This is a genomic window from Foetidibacter luteolus, from assembly GCF_009650435.1.
Lineage (GTDB): Bacteria > Bacteroidota > Bacteroidia > Chitinophagales > Chitinophagaceae > Foetidibacter > Foetidibacter luteolus.
Window position 1 is genome coordinate 28,697 of sequence record NZ_VVIP01000013.1, and the last position, 20,439, is coordinate 49,135.

The 20,439-nt window shown below is 44.6% G+C and carries 16 protein-coding genes; 10 read left to right on the forward strand and 6 right to left on the reverse strand.

Annotated elements, in window-relative coordinates:
* Window positions 1-325 precede the first annotated feature (325 nt).
* The gene (locus tag F0364_RS03900) at window positions 326-964 is read right to left on the reverse strand and encodes a DUF6266 family protein (RefSeq protein WP_153796445.1); all 639 of its coding nucleotides are present in this window, start codon (window positions 962-964) and stop codon (window positions 326-328) included.
* A gap of 1,330 nt (window positions 965-2,294) precedes the next feature.
* Between F0364_RS03900 and F0364_RS03905 the strand changes: the two genes are divergently transcribed.
* Window positions 2,295-2,543: a helix-turn-helix domain-containing protein gene (locus F0364_RS03905; protein WP_153796446.1), complete on the forward strand. Its 249-nt coding sequence runs from the start codon at window positions 2,295-2,297 to the stop codon at window positions 2,541-2,543.
* Between the two features lie 818 nt (window positions 2,544-3,361).
* On the opposite strand, the gene F0364_RS03910 is transcribed toward F0364_RS03905, so the two are convergent.
* Entirely contained in the window at window positions 3,362-5,035 is a 1,674-nt protein-coding gene (locus F0364_RS03910) for a hypothetical protein (protein WP_153796447.1), read from the reverse strand.
* A 172-nt stretch (window positions 5,036-5,207) separates the two neighbouring features.
* On the opposite strand from F0364_RS03910, the gene F0364_RS03915 reads away from it, so the two are divergent.
* The 4 genes from F0364_RS03915 (at window position 5,208) to F0364_RS03930 (ending at window position 12,738) form a co-directional block, all read left to right on the forward strand.
* Window positions 5,208-5,393: a helix-turn-helix domain-containing protein gene (locus F0364_RS03915; RefSeq protein WP_153796448.1), complete on the forward strand. Its 186-nt coding sequence runs from the start codon at window positions 5,208-5,210 to the stop codon at window positions 5,391-5,393.
* A 472-nt stretch (window positions 5,394-5,865) separates the two neighbouring features.
* On the forward strand, window positions 5,866-9,366 hold the full coding sequence (locus F0364_RS03920) for an amidohydrolase family protein (protein ID WP_153796449.1): 3,501 nt from the start codon (window positions 5,866-5,868) through the stop codon (window positions 9,364-9,366).
* Between the two features lie 103 nt (window positions 9,367-9,469).
* Complete coding sequence (locus tag F0364_RS03925) at window positions 9,470-10,141, forward strand: DUF8737 domain-containing protein (RefSeq protein WP_153796450.1); 672 nt, start codon at window positions 9,470-9,472, stop codon at window positions 10,139-10,141.
* 302 nt (window positions 10,142-10,443) lie between these two features.
* Window positions 10,444-12,738 (forward strand): PAS domain-containing sensor histidine kinase, encoded by a 2,295-nt coding sequence (locus F0364_RS03930; RefSeq protein ID WP_153796451.1) that lies wholly within the window; start codon window positions 10,444-10,446, stop codon window positions 12,736-12,738.
* Between the two features lie 388 nt (window positions 12,739-13,126).
* Here F0364_RS03930 and F0364_RS03935 read toward each other — a convergent pair whose 3' ends face one another.
* Entirely contained in the window at window positions 13,127-13,768 is a 642-nt protein-coding gene (locus F0364_RS03935) for a hypothetical protein (protein WP_153796452.1), read from the reverse strand.
* Window positions 13,769-13,910: 142 nt separating this feature from the next.
* Here F0364_RS03935 and F0364_RS03940 point away from each other — a divergent pair, with 142 nt between their 5' ends.
* The 3 genes from F0364_RS03940 (at window position 13,911) to F0364_RS03950 (ending at window position 15,975) form a co-directional block, all read left to right on the forward strand.
* Window positions 13,911-14,198, forward strand: a complete 288-nt coding sequence (locus F0364_RS03940) for a hypothetical protein (RefSeq protein ID WP_153796453.1) — start codon at window positions 13,911-13,913, stop codon at window positions 14,196-14,198.
* Window positions 14,199-14,218: 20 nt separating this feature from the next.
* On the forward strand, window positions 14,219-15,289 hold the full coding sequence (locus tag F0364_RS03945) for an NADH:flavin oxidoreductase/NADH oxidase (protein WP_153796454.1): 1,071 nt from the start codon (window positions 14,219-14,221) through the stop codon (window positions 15,287-15,289).
* Window positions 15,290-15,468: 179 nt separating this feature from the next.
* On the forward strand, window positions 15,469-15,975 hold the full coding sequence (locus F0364_RS03950) for a pyridoxamine 5'-phosphate oxidase family protein (RefSeq protein WP_153796455.1): 507 nt from the start codon (window positions 15,469-15,471) through the stop codon (window positions 15,973-15,975).
* Between the two features lie 5 nt (window positions 15,976-15,980).
* On the opposite strand, the gene F0364_RS03955 is transcribed toward F0364_RS03950, so the two are convergent.
* Together F0364_RS03955 and F0364_RS03960 are read right to left on the reverse strand one after the other, a co-directional pair.
* Entirely contained in the window at window positions 15,981-16,682 is a 702-nt protein-coding gene (locus F0364_RS03955) for a LytR/AlgR family response regulator transcription factor (RefSeq protein ID WP_153796456.1), read from the reverse strand.
* The gene (locus F0364_RS03960) at window positions 16,654-17,829 is read right to left on the reverse strand and encodes a sensor histidine kinase (RefSeq protein WP_153796457.1); all 1,176 of its coding nucleotides are present in this window, start codon (window positions 17,827-17,829) and stop codon (window positions 16,654-16,656) included. Before F0364_RS03960 ends, F0364_RS03955 begins: the two co-directional genes overlap by 29 nt.
* A gap of 239 nt (window positions 17,830-18,068) precedes the next feature.
* Between F0364_RS03960 and F0364_RS03965 the strand changes: the two genes are divergently transcribed.
* Window positions 18,069-18,470, forward strand: coding sequence for an ester cyclase (locus F0364_RS03965; RefSeq protein ID WP_153796458.1), 402 nt, complete (start codon window positions 18,069-18,071; stop codon window positions 18,468-18,470).
* 81 nt (window positions 18,471-18,551) lie between these two features.
* On the forward strand, window positions 18,552-19,562 hold the full coding sequence (locus tag F0364_RS03970; protein ID WP_153796459.1) for a phosphotriesterase family protein: 1,011 nt from the start codon (window positions 18,552-18,554) through the stop codon (window positions 19,560-19,562).
* Between the two features lie 197 nt (window positions 19,563-19,759).
* Here the strand turns inward: F0364_RS03970 and F0364_RS03975 are convergent, their stop codons facing one another.
* Complete coding sequence (locus F0364_RS03975; RefSeq protein ID WP_153796460.1) at window positions 19,760-20,137, reverse strand: RDD family protein; 378 nt, start codon at window positions 20,135-20,137, stop codon at window positions 19,760-19,762.
* Window positions 20,138-20,439 lie beyond the last annotated feature (302 nt).

The window sequence follows — 20,439 nt, forward strand, 5'->3', positions numbered from 1 at the left end:
GGGGCACCCTTTCTTCATACAAAATTCCTTGTTCCTTGTTCGATATTCTTGTCGTGAATGGTGAGTAGTAAATCGTGAGTGGGGCGCCCTTTCTTCATTCAAAATTCCTTGTTCCTTGCTCGATATTCTTATCGTGAATGGTGAGTAGTGAATCGTGAGTGGGGCGCCCTTTCTTCATTCAAAATTCCTTGCTCCTTGTTGGATATTCGCATTTCTGTTTACACCCATCTTTCCGTGCCTCCGTGGCATTATCTCCTCCAACAAACAAAACAGGCGCAGCAGTTTACGCTACGCCTGTTAACATAAGTAATAAAGCCCCTGGCAACTATTGCACTACCAGGCCACCCAGGTATAAGCTGCTGGCTGTTCTGTTGCCGCTGGCAGTTGCAAAGCTCAGGTACACATGCACTTCTTTGCCTGCAAACTGGCTTACCTGCAGGGATGCTTCCATTGAACCCCGCAGCGCCGCGGTGGTGTTATATACCGCCGTTTTTAGCTCCGGGCAGTAGGCGGCCAGTATGCAGGCATCATCGCTGGAGGCATCCCCGGCGCCGCTGTTATCGGCCCAGGAAACCAGTATCCTGCCGTCTCCGCCGTTTTGCACATTGGCGCTGTGCACATTCAGCAAACCGCCCTTGCTTATCATAACGGCGGCATAGTCAATAGTGTAATCCGGGTAAACACCCGCTACAGCATACTGCATGTGGTAACGGAAAGCGCTGTTAAAGCCGGACATATTTACCGCCCCATCCTGGAAGCCCATGGCCAGTAAGTTTTTCAGCGGTTTTAAAAACTTTGACACCAGCGAGAATTTAGCCTGCTGCTGCTCCTGCTTTGCGCTGGCTTTGCCCTTTCTGCGGCCGGGCCTGCTGCGCATATAGCTGATGCCGTTCCAGTCGCCGCCAACAACGGGGCCTACTTTGCCGCTAAACGGACCGAGTATCCCTTTTTCAAATTTACCCATAACATGTTTTTTTAAGTTTAAAATGGTTTTTCAGGGCCGGGTGATGGTCACTTTCCCTGCGTCTCCATTCAAAGCTAAAACGCCGTACCGCCGTAAACATCAAAGAACAGTTTTGTTGCCGCGTTTTGCCGGGGTTTGCCGAGTTTTGCCACCCCGCATTGTACAGCTAACATGGTTTGCAGGACGCATTCACCTTACAGGTACCTTCTGGCTACCATCTCCGTACCATCTTCGTACCATCTGGCCCCCCTGGTTTGCTGCCTTTCCAGGCAAAAAAGCGGCGTCGTCAAATTCCATTCCAGTTATTGGGGCAGCCGGTTGCTGCCCAATGTCATCAAGTTAAGGGTGTCAGCCTAAGCTCCGAAACTTCGGAATCGAAGGCGGATTCATGAAAAAGCAACTTGCATAACCCGGTTTCGACAAGCTCAACCTGACATTCAGAGCTTAGAAACACATAGAACACGGATGACACGGATAAAATGGATTTTCACTGTTTGTTTTCGCGTTTGCGAAAACATTCATTAAAAAACCAAACTTACACTTGACTTTTTTGTGTCAAGCCTGTCCCCGGGTTTGTTGTAGAAGAAAATTCTGCTGCCGAAGTCACAGTAGTACAAAGCTTAATCAGGGTGCAAGGAAGAAACCTGCTGTATATCGTTTCTTCCTTGACTTTTTTTACGCAACGTCCCATTCCGGTTGCCTTTTTTGTGTCAAGCCTGTCCCGTGTTTGTTACGGGGACAAAAAAGTAAAAACAATACCATTCAATACAGGTAATGCTACATACAAGTAAAAATCAGGTAGGATCATCCGTTGTAACAGCTTCATCAAATTTAGTAAGCCTTGTAGAAGAAAATTCTGCTGCTGAAGTCACAGTAGTACAAAAGCTTAATCAGGGCGTATGGAAGAAACGTGCTGTATATCGTTTCTTCCTTGACTTTTTTTGCTACTTTTTTGTGTCAAGCCTGTCCCGTGTCTGTTACGGGGACAAAAAAGTAAAATAACGTTATCCAATAGATGTGTGTGCTACACCCAAAACTCACGCTAACGTTTTAAAAACGGCGCGGGGACGGACACAAAATGTTCCTCTGGAACATAACGACCCGGGGCATGGTTGTACTACCCACAAAATGTTCCTCTGGAACATTGCAAGCCCACACTCATCCCGTTAATAACATTACCCGCATGCCCTGTAGAATTTTAACGACAGCATTTTCATTTTTTTAAAAGCAGGGCTGCTGCTTAGATTAGTAGTTACGGCCTTACCCTGGCCTGCCTTTTTTACTTACTATCCCACCCAAACATTTTTATTGTATAAAATGCCGTAGTTGTATGAAACAAACAAAAAAGGAAGCAGTGCAAAAGCTCTCCCAACCCTCCCCATCCCCTTCCACAGAAGGCGCCATGCCCCATGAACGCTTTTTAGACAAACAAGACCTGATGCAGATGCTGCACGTAAGCCTGCGCACCCTGTATAACTGGCGCACCAAAGGCAAACTGCCTTTTGTAAAAGTGGAACAGAAAATATTTTACCGTCAAACGGATTTGGAGAGGCTGTTGAAAACGGGGAAGGGGGAATAGTGAGTGGTGAGTGGGGGCTTCGGTTGGTATTTTTTGTGCTTCGCCCCTTTTCCTTCGGCGGGCTTAGGAAGACAAGAGGGTGAGTGGTGAATGGTGAGTGGTGAGTGGGGCTTCGGTTGGTGTTTTTTGTGCTTCGCCCCTTTTCTTCGGCGGGCTTAGGAAGACAAGAGGGTGAATGGTGAATGGTGAGTGGGGCTTCGGTTGGTGTTTTGTGCTTCGCCCGTTTTCCTTAACAAAGCTTCAAAAACTTAACTACCCATTAAAATCCGGTTAAGTATTCATGGTGGTTTTTCAGACTAATGCTACATTATCACAATCATTGTCCTTTGTGTTACTCGCTTGAACTTCTTAACAATAAAAAGGCATCTTATCTTTTATCTGCGGGCAAACATTATCTCTCAAACACCGGCCAATGGACGCCGGTTTCTTCAACCCCTGCCAAGTATGTTACAACCACGGTGGCTGATTCGTAGCAATAACTCAGGTACCATTTGAAATAGCTGACGCCGTAACAGGAAGTAATCTTATGTTAACAAGCCTAACCGACAAAAACTGGAATAAGCTTTCACACTGGGCATGCAATTATATTCCGCTGCGAGTGCCAATGTTACCATTTTTTGAGTTCAGTTCATTGATACTCCTCATGACATCAATGTAGGGCTATTATCCAACTTTTAGCGATTATACGTTTTCGCATAATAGGTTTATTGAACAAAATGAAATAGAAGCTAAGGTATATCTTACACCCTAATAACCTTATCAAGCTAAGCTATAGTGGTCAGACGTGTAAATTCTTTGGCCGTTACAAAAGCATTTCATCAAAGTCTTCCTAATCTCTTCACAATCCCAATTTGTATGCTTGGTATTACCAGGTCATTAGTCTTTGTTAATCTTTTTACATCACCTCCATTCACAATAAAATTTATATCAGAATATATATACAGCCCAAGGTCAATTTTTGCCTGTGGGGCAGGGTCTAGAAAAAATCTTGCTCCACAATCAATATAACCAAAAAATTTTGAGTCTATGCCGGTAGCCATATTAAATTGATCAACCTTATCCATTAGGCTGACGGTGTTTACATTAGCGTAAATACTAAATCTTTTTGGAAGAATACCAAGCTCAAGACCGGCTTTTGCATACAGCATAGTACTATTAATAGCATTAATTGTTTTAGCAGTGTCGAATACAAGATTTTTTCCAGCAAAGCCAAAAGATAGTTTTAAGGCAATACGCTTTGCAGAGTCCTTATCTCTGGAATTGCTTTGGTTTGTTGACCAAAAACTATAATTAAAGTTTGAATATACCAGAAATTTACTGGCGCTAGGCAAGAAAATATCATGAATGTTTCCAGTATCTGCATTACCAGACGCTGCAAATGACAATCCAATATTTCCTTCAAAAGAAGTACTGTTGTTTTCATAATTGTAGCTTCCATACAATTGAAGTTGAGGTATAATTTCTTTCTTACCCAGCACTGATGTAAGCTGTGGAAATGCACCAAAGTCTGTTGTCTTTGCTGAAGACTCTTTAATTTGTTTATTCTTAATATTATTTTTTAAGAGTTGATTATATAATTCAATCGTTTTTTCAAGGTTTAAAGATGTTTCCAATAATGACTTTGATATCAAAGTTGTATCCAAGGCAAGATGGTTCCATTTGTTTTTTAGTTTTGCATATTCCTCTAAATCATTAATCGAAATCTTTTGCGACGAATCTTTTAGGGTATTTAATTGCTGGACGGCTTTCGTAAGTATTTGTTGTGTGATATTATTATCATCAGCAAGAATTCTTATTTTACTATATATATCAGATAAAGTATCCAAAAATTTTCCTTTATCAAAATCTTGCTTGTTAGAATCAATCAAAAACCAATAACTATTTATATTGTATTGATTCTTATATAGATCATTAAAAAGGTTTGAAACTTTCTTTTTTTGGGTGGATAATTTTTCGTTGTAAGCAATTGCATAGCTATTGATAACCTGGCTTATAAGCTCTTTATTCAGGGCTTCAAAAGAATTTGATTTGGCAACAAGATGACCTAGTTCAGTTGAGAGTTGATTAATCATATTAATTGCCTGATCTTTGTCCTTTTGAAGCTGATCCAATCTTTCAGTGAGGTTTGTTATCTCTTGCATCTTTTTTTTCTTCTCTTCCTTCGATAAGGCTTTCAGGCCATTTAACTCTTTTGCAACATCATCGTATGTGTTTTGCAAAGCATAAAGACGAGTATCCTGCTTATTAACCACATCTTTTAAACTGTCAATTCTTTGCTCGTTTTGATTGAAATAATTGATTATCAAGCTCGCTGTATCGCTCACAGGAGTGATCGCACCCAACGTTTTTGTTATTATCAATGAAGGATAATGAATAGAATCTATGGGTGCCTTTTGATAGGAATTTTTATTATTACTACTAAGTAATCCTACTTGTGCGTAGAGTTGAAAACTAAAAAAGGATAAAACAAAAATTAATAAAATTCTTTTCATAATTGCTGCTTTTTATTGCCTACTCTAGTTACCCTTTTCGGCTTACGGGTCAGCATAAAATTAGCATTGTCGAATACCGTTAAACAACCTCTATAAAACCTATTTATACCCGTTTTTTCACCCGCATACAAACGCTTATTGCACCTCCCCATCCCCTTCCACGGAAGGCCCCATGCCCCATGAACGTTTTTTAGACAAACAAGACCTGATGCAGATGCTGCACGTAAGCCTGCGCACCCTGTATAACTGGCGCACCAAAGGCAAACTGCCTTTTGTAAAAGTGGAACAGAAAATATTTTACCGGCAAACGGATTTGGAGAGGCTGTTGAAAACGGGAAGGGGGAATAGTGAGTGGTGAGTGGTGAGTAGTGAGTGGGGGGCTTCGGTTGGTGTTTTGTGCTTCTCCCGTTTTCCTTCGGCGGGCTTAGGGAGACAGGAGGTTGAATGGTGAATGGTGAATCGTGAGTGGTGAATGGTGAGCTTCGGTTGGTGTTTGTGCTTCGCCCCTTTTCTTGCGTGCCTCCGTGGCATTGCACCTTGTTTTTGATTACGTTTCTGACGCCAAAGGCGGCAGAAACATTCTGCTTTACTCCCTTGGTGCGTGTCTCCACGCACCAGTACTACCCGGGTCTGAAATGCCGCCCATTGAACAGAACGATGAACGTAATGCGACGCAACCAAAGCCTCATGCCTGTACATCTGCCCGGCCCATAATTTCTTTTTCACATATGTCATGCAACCGCAAAGCGGTTATCATCCACTCATGTAAATTCTGTTATGGGCTGTGGCTTTTCTTGCTTAATTTACGGCATTGTAAACCAACACAATTTATGAGAAACTTTAGCCGGGCCGCTTTTCGCTTAGCGGCGTTTATGCTCTTTGCTTTCATCATTTTTTCATCTCACGCACGGGGAAAATTCTTTTTTGAAAAAGTCTTTTATGCAGACTCAACTAAAAAAGATACCGTGGTATATGAGAAGTTTAAGAACCTGCCCCTTAAGCCTGCCCGTAAAATAAAACTGAATACCAACGAGGGTACATGGACATCGCTGGATATTAGTCCCGACGGCAAAACAATTGTATTTGACATGATGGGCGATATTTTTACCGTGCCGGCTGAAGGCGGTGCCGCTACCGCGGTAACAAAGGGCCTGGCTTTTGATAACCACCCACGCTTTAGCCCTGATGGTAAGAAGATATTGTTTATTTCTGACAGGAGTGGCTCGGATAACATTTGGTACATTGATACAGAAAAGAAAGATACCGTACAGTTAACTACGGATGGCAACCAGGATTATGTAAGCGCCTGCTGGACACCCGATGGCGATTATATAGTATATGCCAAAGGCCGCCGTATTGTAAAGCTGTACATGATACATAAAAATGGTGGCGGCGGCGTTCAGTTGATTGACGCGCCTGCCAATCTTAAAACCATTGACCCCGCCGTTGGCCATGACGGAAGGCTGGTGTACTTCTCTGCCCGCAATGGCTCGTGGAACTATAATGCACAGTTACCGCAATATGAAATTGGCGTGTACGACCGTAACAATGCCAAAATGAGCTTTATCACATCCCGGTATGGCTCGGCTTTTACGCCGCTGCTCTCCGGCGATGGCAAATGGCTGGCCTATGGCAGCCGTTATGAAGATAAGACCGGCCTGGTACTGCGTAACCTGCAAACCGGCGATGAAAAATGGCTGGCTTACCCTATACAGCGGGATGACCAGGAGTCTATTGCTACCATGGGGGTTTTACCCGGCATGGCTTTTACACCAGACAGCAAGGCGGTGATAGCTGCTTACGGCGGCAAAATTCACCGCATACCGGTTGACGGGGCACAACCATCTGAAATAGCTTACCAGGTAAATACCGAACTTGAACTGGGCCCGGGCCTGGAATTTAAATACCCTGTATCTGATACCTCTCACTTGCTGGCCAACCAGGTACGTGATGCCGTGCCATCCCCCGATGGTAAAAAACTGGCCTTTACTGTTTTAAACAGGTTATACCTGATGGATTTTCCCAACGGTACGCCAAAACGCTTAACTGCCAACGAGTTTACAGAAGCGCAACCAGCATGGTCTCCGGATGGCAATACCATTGCCTTTACTTCCTGGAGCCCTGCCGGTGGAGGCATTTACAAGGTTAATGTAAACGGCAAAGCATCGGTTCAAAAAATAACCAAAGAAAGTGACCTGTACCAGAACCCGGTGTTTAACAATAGTGGAGACAGGCTGGTATTTATACGCACCCGCAAAGACCGCTACCGGGAATCTATTGGCCCGGTGGCAGACGGCTCTGAAGACGAGCTTTGCTGGATGGCTGCAACCGGTGGCGATATAACTGTTATTGACAAAACAAGGGGCCGTTATAACCCGCACTTTGTAAAAGGTGAAGACGATAAGATTTACCTGAACACTTTTGGCAACCTGGTAACCCTGAAATGGGATGGCACAGATGAAAAAACATTAGCCAAAATAACCGGCATTACCACTTTTGGCACCATGCGCTATAATGAGAAGGGGAAGCCTTACCCCATGATGGATTGCATACTGCATGCCGATGATGAAACAGACGCGAAGGAAATGAACCCGCCATCCAATGCGGCGCAGATTAATATGTCGCCCACAGGCAACAGGGCGCTGGCACAGATTAACAACGAAATTTACCTGGTTACCATACCCAAAACGGGTAAAACGGTAAACATATCTGTAGCCGATGCCGCCAATGCGGATTTTCCTGCAAGGGAATTAACAGAATTGGGTGGTGAATTTCCCGGCTGGGAAGCCGACGGTAAAAAAGTGCACTGGAGCCTGGGCAATACGCATTGGGTGTATGATGTGGATAAGGCGCAGGCTTTTGAAGACAGCGTAAAAGCCGAAGTAAAAAGAAAAGCAGACTCGCTGGCCAAAGTAAAGCCGGATACTGCCAGGCTTAAGCTTGATTCCACCAAAATAGCTGTTGACAGTGCTAAAGCCAAGGCCGATTCTATAGCAAAAAAGAAAACAGAAGACAAGTTTAAGCCGCTGGAAGTAGAGGTGAAAGTATATTTTGCGCAAGACATACCTAAAAGCTCCGTATTGCTGAAAGGCGCCCGGATTATTACCATGAAAGGCGATGAGATAATTGAAAACGGCGATATACTTGTTACCAATAACCGGATAAAAGCGGTTGGCAAAAGCGGTACGCTGCAACCGCCATCGGGCACCAGGGAGATAGACGTGTCGGGCAAAACAGTGGTACCTGGCTTTGTAGACCCCCACGCCCACATGTGGCCGCAATGGGGCATAGCCAAAAACAATGTATGGATTTATGCTGCCAACCTGGCTTACGGTGTTACCACCACCAGGGACCCTCAAACTGCTACAACCGACGTGCTCACTTATGGTGATATGGTTGATGCAGGTTCCATACCCGGCCCCCGCATTTACTCAACCGGCCCCGGCGTGGGTTTCTGGTATTACAATGTAAAAGACTCATCCCAGGCAGAAAATATATTAAAGCAATACAGCAAATACTACCATACCAAATACATTAAAATGTACCTTACCGGTAACCGCAAACAAAGAGAGTGGATTATTACCGCGGCCCGCAATCAGCAACTGATGCCTACCACAGAAGGTGGCCTTGATATTAAGCTGAACATTGCCAACCTGCTGGATGGTTACCCCGGCCATGAACATGCCATACCCGTGTTTCCGTTATACAAAGATTTAATTGGCACCATAGCGCAGGCTAAAATGATTGTAACGCCTACATTGCTGGTATCTTATGGTGGCCCGTTTGCCGAAAATTACTTCTGGGAAACAGAAAACCCCTACCACGACCCCAAAATGCAATACCTGATGCCCTACGAAGAACTGGCGGGTAAAACCAGGCGTGTTGGCCAGGGCTGGTTTATGAAAGAGGAACACGTGTTTCCCAAACATGCCAAATCAATGAAAGCGCTGGTAGAAGCCGGCGGCATGGCAGGCATTGGCAGCCACGGTGAATTTCAGGGCCTGGGTTACCATTGGGAAATGTGGGCCATGCAAAGCGGTAATATGAAACCGCATGACGTATTGAAAGTGGCCACCATACTTGGCGCCACCGGGCTGGGCCTGGATAAAGACCTTGGCACCTTAGAAGCAGGTAAGCTGGCCGACATTGTTATACTGGACAAAAACCCGTTGGACAACATACGCAATACCAACAGCATTAAATACGTGATGAAGAACGGCCGCCTGTATGATGGCAATACCTGCGATGAAGTGTACCCGCTGCAGCGTAAGCTTGACCGCAGCGAATGGAACTTTGAAAAGCCGAAAAATACAACCGGCATACCTGAATAGGCAAACGGCAGTAAAGCCGCCCGCCTTTCTGAAATTGAGTATATTTAGAGAGCCACAGCATTCGTTAGCTGTGGCTCTTCTCTTTCCCAAAAAATTCATGATAATGGAAAATGTACCCCTTTACGTAAGCATTGTATTCGCATTAACTGCACTGCTTACCATATACCTGTTTTACAGGGCTGCCGGTTATTCAAAAAAAGTATTGCTGGTATTAACAGGCTGGCTTGTGTTGCAGGCCGTTATAAGCTTGGCTGGTTTTTATACGGATACATCCACGTTGCCGCCCAAATTTCTGCTGGCGGTGCTGCCACCCATGCTGCTCATAATTACACTGTTTATTATGCCTGCCGGCAAGCGTTTTATAGATTCCCTCAACATTAAAACCCTTACGTTACTGCATGTTGTAAGAATACCTGTTGAAATAGCGTTGCTCTGGCTGTTCGTGTTCAAAACCGTTCCCGTGGTAATGACTTTTGAAGGCCGCAACTTCGATATTGTATCAGGCATCTCCGCCCCTGTTGTTTATTACCTGGTATTTAAGAAAAATGTCGGTTATACATTGCTGCTGGCCTGGAACATTTTCTGCCTGCTGCTACTCATTAACATAGTAAGCACGGCTGTACTAAGCACGCCCTACCCTTTTCAAAAGTTTGGTTTTGAACAGCCCAACATTGCCATATTCCATTTTCCCTTTATATGGTTGCCATCCTGCGTAGTGCCACTGGTGCTGCTGGCACAATTGGCTGGCATAAGAAAAGCGGTAAAAAACATATAGCATCGCCCAGATGCCCGGCTACTGAAGCATAAAAAGACATGGCTGTTAAAACAGCGGGTATTTTTATATAAAATTTATTTTGCTTTAGACTGCATAATGCCGTAAATTTTCCTTTGAAAGCCAGAACTGACAAACTGGCCCGTTAAACGGATAATTGTAAAGAAAGCGCCATCCATACCTACAGGCAAAGCAACAACCTGCTTTAGAACTACCGTAGCTGGTTATTGCGCCAACCATGTTTAAACAACCTGCATTGCTGTATGAATGTCGTTTTCCACCCTTATTCATTCAAATGAGCGCCTATGTATCCCCTTGAAATACCACCTTCACATATTGGTCCATCTTCTTATGCCGAACATTTTTCAGAAATACTGAAAACATACAATTGCGAATTACTGGTGTACAGCCGCGGTAACGGCAAAATTTATTGCTCTGCCGGGCTGCTGAACATACTGGAATATCCACCATCAGAAGTGCCGGATACAGCAGAGAAATTCACGGCCCTGCAGCACCCGGATGATATTATGCTTATCAGGTACCTGGATAAAGGCATGCACCCTTTAAAACCAAGGTTTGTAAACCTGAGGCTCAGAAAAAAAAGCGGGCTGTATATATGGATAGAAGTTGAAATATCGGAAGAATACAACGAAATAAACAAGCCATCAGAAGTTATTATGCTGGTAAGAGACATTACTGAAAGAATTATTGATAAACCGGGCATTCCTTACAACGAAATGCTGAACGATGAAATATCCCGCATATCCCGTGTGGGCGGATGGGAGCGTGACCTGCGTACAGGCAAAGTGAACTGGACAAGCGGGATGTTTCATGTATTTGAAGTGGAAAGCCAGCCACCTTTTGAAGAGATATTTACCTGGATACTGGAAGAATACAGGCCCCTGGTAAACAAGACCTTCAAAAATGTGGTGGAGCATAAAACCGCTTACTCCCTGGAATTTGAAACATATACGGCCAAAAAAAGAAAAATATGGGTGCATACCAAGGCGGAGCCCGTATTTGACAACCATGGCAATGTAATAAAGGTGAGAGGCATTTTCAGGGATATTGACGAGGAAAGAAAGCAGGCCGAACAGTTGAAGCAATATCACGCGGACCTGGAGAAAACCAAATTTCTGCTGGATGAAGTGAGCAAAATGGGCAAATTCGGCCTTTGGGAAACCGGCATCCATTCAAACCAGTCTTTCTGGAGCAGGGGTATGTTCGAAATTCATGAATTGCCTTACGACATGCAGCCCTCTATTGAATTGCTCAGTGTTTTCCACCCGGTTAAACACAATTACGAAGAAATAATGTCTTGCTATAACCGCTGCCTGCAAACAGGCGCTTCTTACGAAGTCAGCGTTCCCTTCACCACTTTTAAAGGCAACCACCGTTGGATGCGCCTTACCGGTATGGCCATCAGAGACCATGAAAGAAACATAACCGGTGTAAGAGGCCTTGTGCAGGATATTACCGAAGAAAAACAAAAAGAACAGGACATCAGCCGTTACCGCGAAGAACTGGAAGCCAACCACTTTATACTGAGCGAAGCCGGCTCCATGGCACACATTGGCGGCTGGCAGCTTGATGTTGCCACCAACCAGGTGCTCTGGAGCCAGGAGGTATTTAAAATTCATGAAATGCCCTTTGGCCAAATGCCTACACTGGACGAAATGCTGGCCTTTTACGCACCCAAATCGAGAGTGGTATTAAAAGATGCCATCCGCAGAACGGTTGAATACCTGCAGCCCTACGATCTTGAGCTTGAACTGTTAACCGCTAAAAAGAACAAAATATGGATACGCTGTATAGGTAAACCCGCTCTTAACGAACATGGGCTGGTAACCGAACTGCGCGGCGTGTTGCAAAACATTATGGAGTACAAGCACAAAGAGCAACAGCTTGAACATACCAACCGCATCATAAAAGAGCAGAACAGCAGGCTGGAGAATTTTGCCCAGATAGTATCGCATAACCTCCGTTCACATGCTTCCACTTTTTCTGCTTCGCTGGAAGCCCTGCGCATGGCCGAAGACGAAGACGACCGGCAACCTATTTTGGCCAGCATGGATAAAATTGCCGCCAACCTGCACGAAACGCTGCACCACCTTAGCGAAGTGGTTAAAATAAAAACCAATTCAAAGGAGGCAAGGCAAAAACTGCTTTTCAGCGATGTTGTTAATGCCGCCATTGAAACACTGGGGCCGCTTATTAAGAAAACCGGCGCTACCATACATACGGATTTCAGTGAATGCCCGCAGGTGGACCACATTCCCGCATATCTTGACAGCATCGTTCTCAACCTTATCTCCAATGCCATCAAATACCGTTCGCCGGATAGGGCGCCTGAAATTACCATCGCTGCCAAAATGCACCACACCAAAAAACTGCTTACCGTAAGCGATAACGGCCTTGGTATAGACCTGCATAAACACGGCACAAAGCTGTTTGGTATTTATAAAACCTTCCACAACAATCCCGATTCAAAAGGCGTTGGCCTGTTCATTACCAAAAACCAGATAGAATCCCTCGGCGGCTCCATAGAGGTAAAGAGCAAGCCGGGCATTGGCACCGTATTCACCATAACATTTTTGTAGCCCGGGTTAAAGTAAAAGCTCCGCTTTTTAGAGAACAATGCAGATACCAGCGATTGATTTTTATGGCATCGCCTGTTGCGTCGCAATCCGTTCATCGGTTGGTATTTCATGGCATCTTTTCAGACCCCGGGCGTAGAGACACGATGCATTTGTAGAGACACGATGCATCGTGTCTCTACTGCAACCGCCTTACCCAAAAACAACCTGTTACACCTTCGGGTGAGGGATTGCAGCGGTTACCCCGGTGAGGCCATCGCAGCAGGGCTTTTGTGCCGGAGTAATAGCGGAAAGCCCGGCCCGAGGCACGAGGGACACCCCCTAAAAAAATTATCTCAACAGGATACAACGCCCCTATAGATATGTCGTAGAGACGCGATGCATCGCGTCTCTACGACAATTGATCACCAAACGATTGCCAGGCCAGGTTAAGCAGGCGTTCTATTTCCAGCCAATCAGCCTCTGTTATGTTCTTTTCTTTATCGTCCCGCAACAGCATGGCCTGTACACGCAGCCTCGCGTAATCCTTAAATTTTTCAGCAGGCAGGTGGTACATGGCAGAAGCCGTGGCGGCAAGATAAGCCTCCCACTCAGCAGGCGGGTGCTGCTGCCGGTAACGCCGTATAATCCACCACTCCAGTTCCTGCCGGGCAGCAGTGGGCGCATCAAAAGCAGTATTGCTTATGCTGCTTATTTCTTCAAAATAGCTGGTTAAACAAGGCAGGGCCTTATCGTAATCAGCCCGGCTTTTGCCATCTTTAAAAATAAACGCCGCCCTGGCAGCATAATAGGCTGTTTTAAGAGAGCGCCAGTAGGGAAAATGAAATTCTGTACGTAACAGTTCAGCACTTTGAAAAAACAACTTTGTCTTTTTCTTTTCGTAATAAGAACGCCACATGGCTGCATCAAGCCTGGCGGTTTCGGGGGCATTAATTACACGCAGGTTTCGCTGCAGGGGATAGTAAATATCCATTACCATCCACACAACCAGCAGCACGAATGCAATAAAGGATATTTTCTTAAAGTGTCTCATAAGCAGGTTTTAAAGCTGGCATATACGCAAGGCAGCAGAGCAGGGATTGGCAGAAACGGTGTTTTAAAGTTAATATTTTAATCCTGTGTTTTGTGGCATGAATTTTAAATACTGTAACTAATTGTTAACGAAAGAAACAGCGATGTATAAAGTAATTCTTTTTGAAGATGCAAATGCCCTGGAACTGCAGGAAAAGATTAACAGGTGGCTGGCAGCTAATAAAGACGCCACTATACACCAAACCAACATTGGCTGCGCACCGCTTGCGAAAGCCGGTAATACATACGTGTTTTACATACTGTACACGTCTGCTGAAAACAGGGAGGAGGAACTGAAGGAATTGGCTAAAGAAGCGGTTGCCGGCGAAGTGCTGGAGCCAAAAGAAATAAATCCCGCGATAATGGATGCAGGCAGTATTTACAATCAATAAAAGCAGTCTTAAATTGCAGTATGAGCCAGTTATTTACACCTTTAGCCATAAAAGGCATTACGTTAAAAAACCGCATAGCCGTATCGCCCATGTGCCAGTATTCCTGTGTGGATGGATTTGCTACAGACTGGCACCTGGTACACCTGGGCAGCCGTGCTGTGGGCGGCGCCGCATTGGTAATGCAGGAAGCATCTGCCGTAAGTGCCGAAGGCAGGATTACCCCTGACGATCTGGGTATTTACAGCGATGCACATATTGAAAAACTGCGGCAGGTTACTACATTCATAAAGCAGCAGGGCGCCGTGGCAGGCATACAGTTGGCACATGCGGGGCGCAAAGCCAGCCATACATCGCCATGGAAAGGCGGCAGGCAAATACCTGCAAACGAACCCGGCGGCTGGCCAACGGTTTCTGCCAGCGCGGTGGCTTTTTCTGACAAAGAATCAGCGCCTTTGGCATTGGATGAAGCGGGCATTGATAAAGTGGTTACAGACTTTACCGCTGCCACAGTCAGGGCCCTGCAGGCGGGTTACCAGGTTATTGAAATACATGCGGCCCATGGTTATTTATTGCACCAGTTTCTATCTCCACTAATTAACCGGCGTACGGATGAATACGGTGGCTCTTTTGATAACCGCGTAAGGTTATTACTGAGGGTTACTGATGCCGTGCAGCAGGTACTGCAGAATGGGCACCCGTTATTCGTACGGATTTCAGGAACAGACTGGGCAGAAGGTGGCTGGAACATTGATGAATCTGCACAACTTTCTGTGCTGCTAAAAGACAAAGGCGTTGACCTTATAGATTGTTCCAGCGGCGGCGCAGTGCCCGGTGTAAAAATTCCATTGGGGCCCGGTTACCAGGTGCAGTTTGCTGAGCGTATTAAACAGCAAGCCGGAATACTTACCGGGGCGGTAGGCTTGATAACTACAGCCCAACAGGCGGAAGATATTATTGCCGGCAACCAGGCGGATATAGTATTGCTGGCAAGAGAGATGTTGCGGGATCCTTACTTTCCTTTACACGCAGCCCTGGCGCTGGGTGTGGATATTCCCTGGCTGCCGCAATACGAAAGGGCTAAGCCCAGGTAGCAAGCAGGATTTACAGGAACTTAAGATGCAAGATTTTGCCTGATCTTTTGCGATAGCCTGGGGGCGCCCCAAACAATATGACTTCACATCTGGGGAAGAAAATCAACAAACACATTGTAACCGCAAACCTGTGGGGCTAATGGCATGGTTCTTTCAGCTTTTGTTATAAAACAATAGTTATGGGAGACGTAAAAAACCTGACAAGCACAGAAGCTGTAGAAAAACTAAAAGAAATTATAAAGGATACAAAAACCTGCCTGTTTGTAACCAGGCTGCAGGATGTACCGCTTGCAGCAAGGCCCATGAGCTCTCTTGATGTGGACGATGACGGCAACATTTATTTTTTCAGCAAGGCAGGCAGCGAAAAAAATGTAGATATTGAAGCTGATGAAAAGGTGCAGTTGTTTTACTCTAACAACAGTGGCTACGAATACCTGAGCGTTTACGGAAAAGCTGAAATTTTAAAAGACCGTGAGTTGGCCCATGACCTATGGACGCCCATTGCCAAAACCTGGTTTAATGAAGGAAAGGATGACCCAACGCTTACGATCATTAAGGTAATTCCGCATGATGCGTATTACTGGGATACCAAGAGCAATAAACTTGTATCCCTGGTTAAAATACTGGCAGGCGCTGTTACCGGCAACAGCTTTGATGATAGTGTGCAGGGCTTTATCAAAGTGTAATAAAGTTATTTTCTGTTTACAAGCAGCATTACCTTTTCCTTATAATTAAGCCCGATAGGTAATGTTGCTTTTTGTATTTCTACTGAGTTTCCGTAAATGCTTTTAATATGTGGCAATGCTATAATGTATGATTTGTGTATGCGCATAAATTTGCCTGGCGGAAGCATCAGTTCCATTTCGTTCATGGTTTGATGCGTTACAAGATTGTATTCTGTTGTGTGAATTTTCAGGTAATCTTTCATGCCCTCCACATACACAATTTCAGAAAAATTAATCTTGAAGAATTTGCCGTTGCTTTTAATGTAGATATGGTCCGGCGGGTTAACGTTCTTTTCTTCAACAGGCATGTTAAACAGGCGGCCATCTGCAATTTTATTTACGGTTTTGCAAAACCTTTCAAAAGAGATGGGCTTTAACAGGTAATCAATCACGTTAAACTCATAACTCTCCAAAGCGTATTCGGAATAGGCGGTGGTTAATACTACCAGCGGCGGGTCAGGTAAAGTACGCAGAAAGTTAAGACCCGTCATTCCGGGTAATTGTATATCAAGAAAAACAAGGTCAACCTCTTTTGTTTTTAGCATCTCGCCTGCTTCGGCACTGTTGCCGCAAACACCTACGAGTTCAAATTTTCCCGTTTTTTCCAAATGGGTTTGTATTACCTGCTGGGCAAGTATTTCATCTTCCACTATTATGCACTTTATCAAGCAGATCTGTTTTAATTATGAGGGAAACAGTAAATGTGCTGTTGCTTAAAATTACATCAAGGGTATGAGTATCGGGATACAAAGTTTCCAGGCGCTCCTTTGCATTCTTAAGCCGCACTTTACTTTCTTTTCTTTGTTCTTTTTCGGTTTGTATAATGTCTAACGCGTAGGCGTCAGGATAAAGCAACTCCAATACGCTCCTGCTGTTGCTGATGCCTTTGCCATTTATTTTTTTAGCCTGCCGCTCCAGGCTGGCATTGCTGTTATTGATAACATTTAAAACAATCTGGTCAGGTTCTACTTTTAGCGTTACAAAAATAAAGGGCCTTATATCTGAGTTATCCAGGGCATGCTTAAACCCATTCTCAATAAATGAAATGAAAAGAAAGGGCTCAATCATGCGGTTTTCTATGTTGCCCTCTACTATAAAGCGTACATCGGCATTAAACCGGATCTTTTCCATCTCTATATAATTGCGTATAAACTCCACCTCTTTTGCAAGAGGTATTTTTTCTTCGTTGCATTCATCAATAAGGTAGCGCATAATATCGGCCAGCCTTATAATTACATCCGGCGTCCTGTCAGATTTCTGCAGGCTTAACGAATAAATGCTGTTAAGTGTATTAAATAAAAAATGAGGGTTTAACTGGGCACGCAGGTACCGCAATTTGTAGTAAGTATTATCCTTTTGCAGGCTTACCAGCCGGTCTTTTTCATCAAGCGCCTGCTTAATAAAATAAATGCCCGTTGCCATGGCAATATGTATAATGGCCCACAGGCATTCTCTTATAACAGAGCTGTAGCTGAAAGCAAAATAATTTATCTCTGCCCCGGATAAAGGAAATTGCTGTACCAACGTATAAGCCAGGTAAATAACCGCCAGCACCAGCAACATAAATGCCAGGCTGAAAAGCACAAAAAAAGCCGGCCTGTTTTGAAATAAAAAACGTGGCGCCACCCATGCTGAAAAAAAGAAGTAGGCTGGCAATACCAGCAAGTTAACCGTTAGTACTACAGGCCACATTTTTATATCCCCTAAAAAAATGGTGAGGCTGTTTACCAGCGGGTTCATCAGGGCAAGCAATACCCAGTAAACTATCTCTATCCTGTAGGGCCGTTTAATCAGTTTATCGTTATCGAATTCCATAGTACAACTTGTAAGGGTTATGAAAGTTTTGGCAACTTAAAACTAAATAGCGGGTGGCGGCTGTATAAATCATTTCGACAAACTTTACCTGCCCTTCGATGAACCCTGGGGATTCTTGCCTGGTTTCTTTATCGCAATAAGTCGCCTGTTTGAAATTTCAATAATTCGCTGTATTTTCTATGCCACAATGGGCCTGCTAACCCTGCATACACCGTTTTTAATCTGAAAAAACAATCAATATGCGCAACTTGCAAAACACACTTATCAGCCGCTGGTACCAGCAGGTATGGAACCAGGGCATCGAAAAATCTATTGACGATATGCTGGATGATGATGTTACCGTACATGGCATATCCGACGATGTTCCGCTGAAGGGGACCAATGGCTTCAAAGGGTTTTACCATGACTTCAAAAGCCAGTTTACAGATATTGACGTTACTGTGGAAGATGTAATAGCGGAAGATGATATTGAATGTGGCCGCTGCTCTGTAAAAGCAGTACACAAAGCCACCGGCAAGCCCGTAAGCTTTACCGGCATCGCCATGGTACGCATTAAAGACGGCAAAATAACAGAGGGCTGGAACAATTTTGATTTTCTTAAAATGAACCAGCAACTGGGCATGAAACTGGTAGCGCAGTAAAAACAGTTTACTACGATAGCTGCAAATAACAACAAAACGTATCGCCACATCAGCTACCTTTAGCACCTAACCTGTAACGCCATGTACCACCGACGGAAGTTTATACAAAGCCTTGCCGCCCTAACGGTGTTGCCGGCATTTGCCAAAGCGGCACAGCAACCTAAAGCATCCCTGTTAAGTGTTACCGGGTGGGTTAAGCCCGGCACTACAGGTTATATACTTCCGCATGAGCATGTGCTGGTAGATTTTATAGGCGCTGAAAAAATTACAAAAGACCGCTACAACACAGAGGAAGTGGTTAAAGCGGCATTACCCCGTTTGATGGAACTGAAACAGCAGGGCTGCACCACTATGCTGGAATGCACACCGGCTTATATAGGCCGCAACGCCGCATTGCTGCAACGGCTTTCAAAAGAAACTGGTTTAACCATACTCACCAATACCGGCTACTACGGGGCCGCTGGCGAAAAATATTACCCGGCGCATGCCTATACAGAAACTGCCGGCCAACTGGCCCAACGCTGGATTACTGAATTTGAACAGGGCATTGACGGCACGGGCATAAAACCCGGCTTTATAAAACTTGGCGCCGATAAAGCGCCCATCACCGAAACACAGCGCAAAACAGTGCATGCTGCGGCCTTAACGCATCTTAAAACCGGCCTTAAAATAGGCATGCATACCGGTGACGGCCCCGCTGCGGAACAGGAATTGGCCATTCTGCTGGAGCATGGCGTAGCGGCTGAAAACTTTATATGGATACATGCGCAAAACGAAAAAGATTTTTCATTTTACAAGCGGCTTGCAAGCCAGGGTTGTTGGATAGAGTTTGACGGCATTGGTAATACAACCCTTACTGAAAACCTGCAGCGACTGCAATACATGCAGTCAGAAAAGCTGTTGCATAAAGTGCTACTGTCCCAGGATAGTGGCTGGTACCATGTAGGCGAGGCCGGCGGAGGCAGCTACAATGGCTACACCAGCATTTTTACTCATTTTTTGCCCTTGCTCAGGAGCAACAATTTTAAAGAAGCGGAAATAGATATGCTGATGAAAGAAAACCCTGTAAAAGCTTATGGCATGGCAGGGTAAACATTCTGTTATCAAAAGATAATTTTCAGGGGGTGCCCCCAAGCTGCGCAAGGGGTCGGGCTTTCCGCTCATACTCCGGCACAAAAGCCCGTGCACAAAGCCTCACCGGGGTATCCGCTTCAATCCCTCACCCTAAGGTGCAGCCTGCTGTTACTTTCGCGTACTGGTTTTTCAGGTAATAAATTAGAATGCAGCCGTTACACTTCAACAACCTCTGTCTTGCTCAGATAATCGTGAAGTGTTTTATCTAAAAAAGGAAAGAAAAAGCAGTCAATGATGGTAAGCCTTATTAAACTGCGGATGATAACCTGCAAAAAAGTTGGCTTACCACCCTGCCGGTTTACCACTTTGCTGTAAGAAAGCCATTTGCCCGGCGTACGTTTAAAAATTGATTCAAAAATAATATAGTACAGCACCAGCATTATATAAAACCAAACATAAAAAGGCCAGTAGAACGACTTATAATAGAAATAGTAAAAGGCATTAATCTTATGAACAAAATAACCAAGAACAAAAACCAGTAATGTATCTACCAGGAAGTTAAGAACACGTGTACCAATACCAACTGTCTTCATGCTGCAAAGATGGGAGAAACAGAGAATGGAAAGAAATGAAATTGGAAACCCGCACCCGATAATATTTGCAAAAAGCAGCTTTGCTAAAGGCTATACAGGTTACTTCCACGTCGCGTCCCTAAAACCTACAACCAGTATTACTAATACAATATGCACTATTAAGATTGTTAACCTGACAAGCAGTTTCTTTTGCACAGAATCGAGTAGCATGCCATAAACAGGAAATTGAACTGCGGCTATCGCTATTTGGTACAAAGCCATATTTGTTTGCCATATTAGCGGCAGGGTTGCCCATGGAAACG

Bases quoted from the DNA above. Each gene is read 5' to 3' on its own strand.
- F0364_RS03905 (WP_153796446.1), top strand. From the start codon at position 2,295: ATGAAACAAACAAAAAAGGAAGCAGTGCAAAAGCTCTCCCAACCCTCC.
- F0364_RS03915 (WP_153796448.1), top strand. From the start codon at position 5,208: ATGCCCCATGAACGTTTTTTAGACAAACAAGACCTGATGCAGATGCTG.
- F0364_RS03935 (WP_153796452.1), bottom strand. From the start codon at position 13,768: ATGAGACACTTTAAGAAAATATCCTTTATTGCATTCGTGCTGCTGGTT.
- F0364_RS03965 (WP_153796458.1), top strand. From the start codon at position 18,069: ATGCGCAACTTGCAAAACACACTTATCAGCCGCTGGTACCAGCAGGTA.
- F0364_RS03960 (WP_153796457.1), bottom strand. From the start codon at position 17,829: ATGGAATTCGATAACGATAAACTGATTAAACGGCCCTACAGGATAGAG.
- F0364_RS03910 (WP_153796447.1), bottom strand. From the start codon at position 5,035: ATGAAAAGAATTTTATTAATTTTTGTTTTATCCTTTTTTAGTTTTCAA.
- F0364_RS03930 (WP_153796451.1), top strand. From the start codon at position 10,444: ATGTATCCCCTTGAAATACCACCTTCACATATTGGTCCATCTTCTTAT.
- F0364_RS03945 (WP_153796454.1), top strand. From the start codon at position 14,219: ATGAGCCAGTTATTTACACCTTTAGCCATAAAAGGCATTACGTTAAAA.
- F0364_RS03900 (WP_153796445.1), bottom strand. From the start codon at position 964: ATGGGTAAATTTGAAAAAGGGATACTCGGTCCGTTTAGCGGCAAAGTA.
- F0364_RS03970 (WP_153796459.1), top strand. From the start codon at position 18,552: ATGTACCACCGACGGAAGTTTATACAAAGCCTTGCCGCCCTAACGGTG.
- F0364_RS03925 (WP_153796450.1), top strand. From the start codon at position 9,470: ATGGAAAATGTACCCCTTTACGTAAGCATTGTATTCGCATTAACTGCA.
- F0364_RS03975 (WP_153796460.1), bottom strand. From the start codon at position 20,137: ATGAAGACAGTTGGTATTGGTACACGTGTTCTTAACTTCCTGGTAGAT.
- F0364_RS03950 (WP_153796455.1), top strand. From the start codon at position 15,469: ATGGGAGACGTAAAAAACCTGACAAGCACAGAAGCTGTAGAAAAACTA.
- F0364_RS03940 (WP_153796453.1), top strand. From the start codon at position 13,911: ATGTATAAAGTAATTCTTTTTGAAGATGCAAATGCCCTGGAACTGCAG.
- F0364_RS03920 (WP_153796449.1), top strand. From the start codon at position 5,866: ATGAGAAACTTTAGCCGGGCCGCTTTTCGCTTAGCGGCGTTTATGCTC.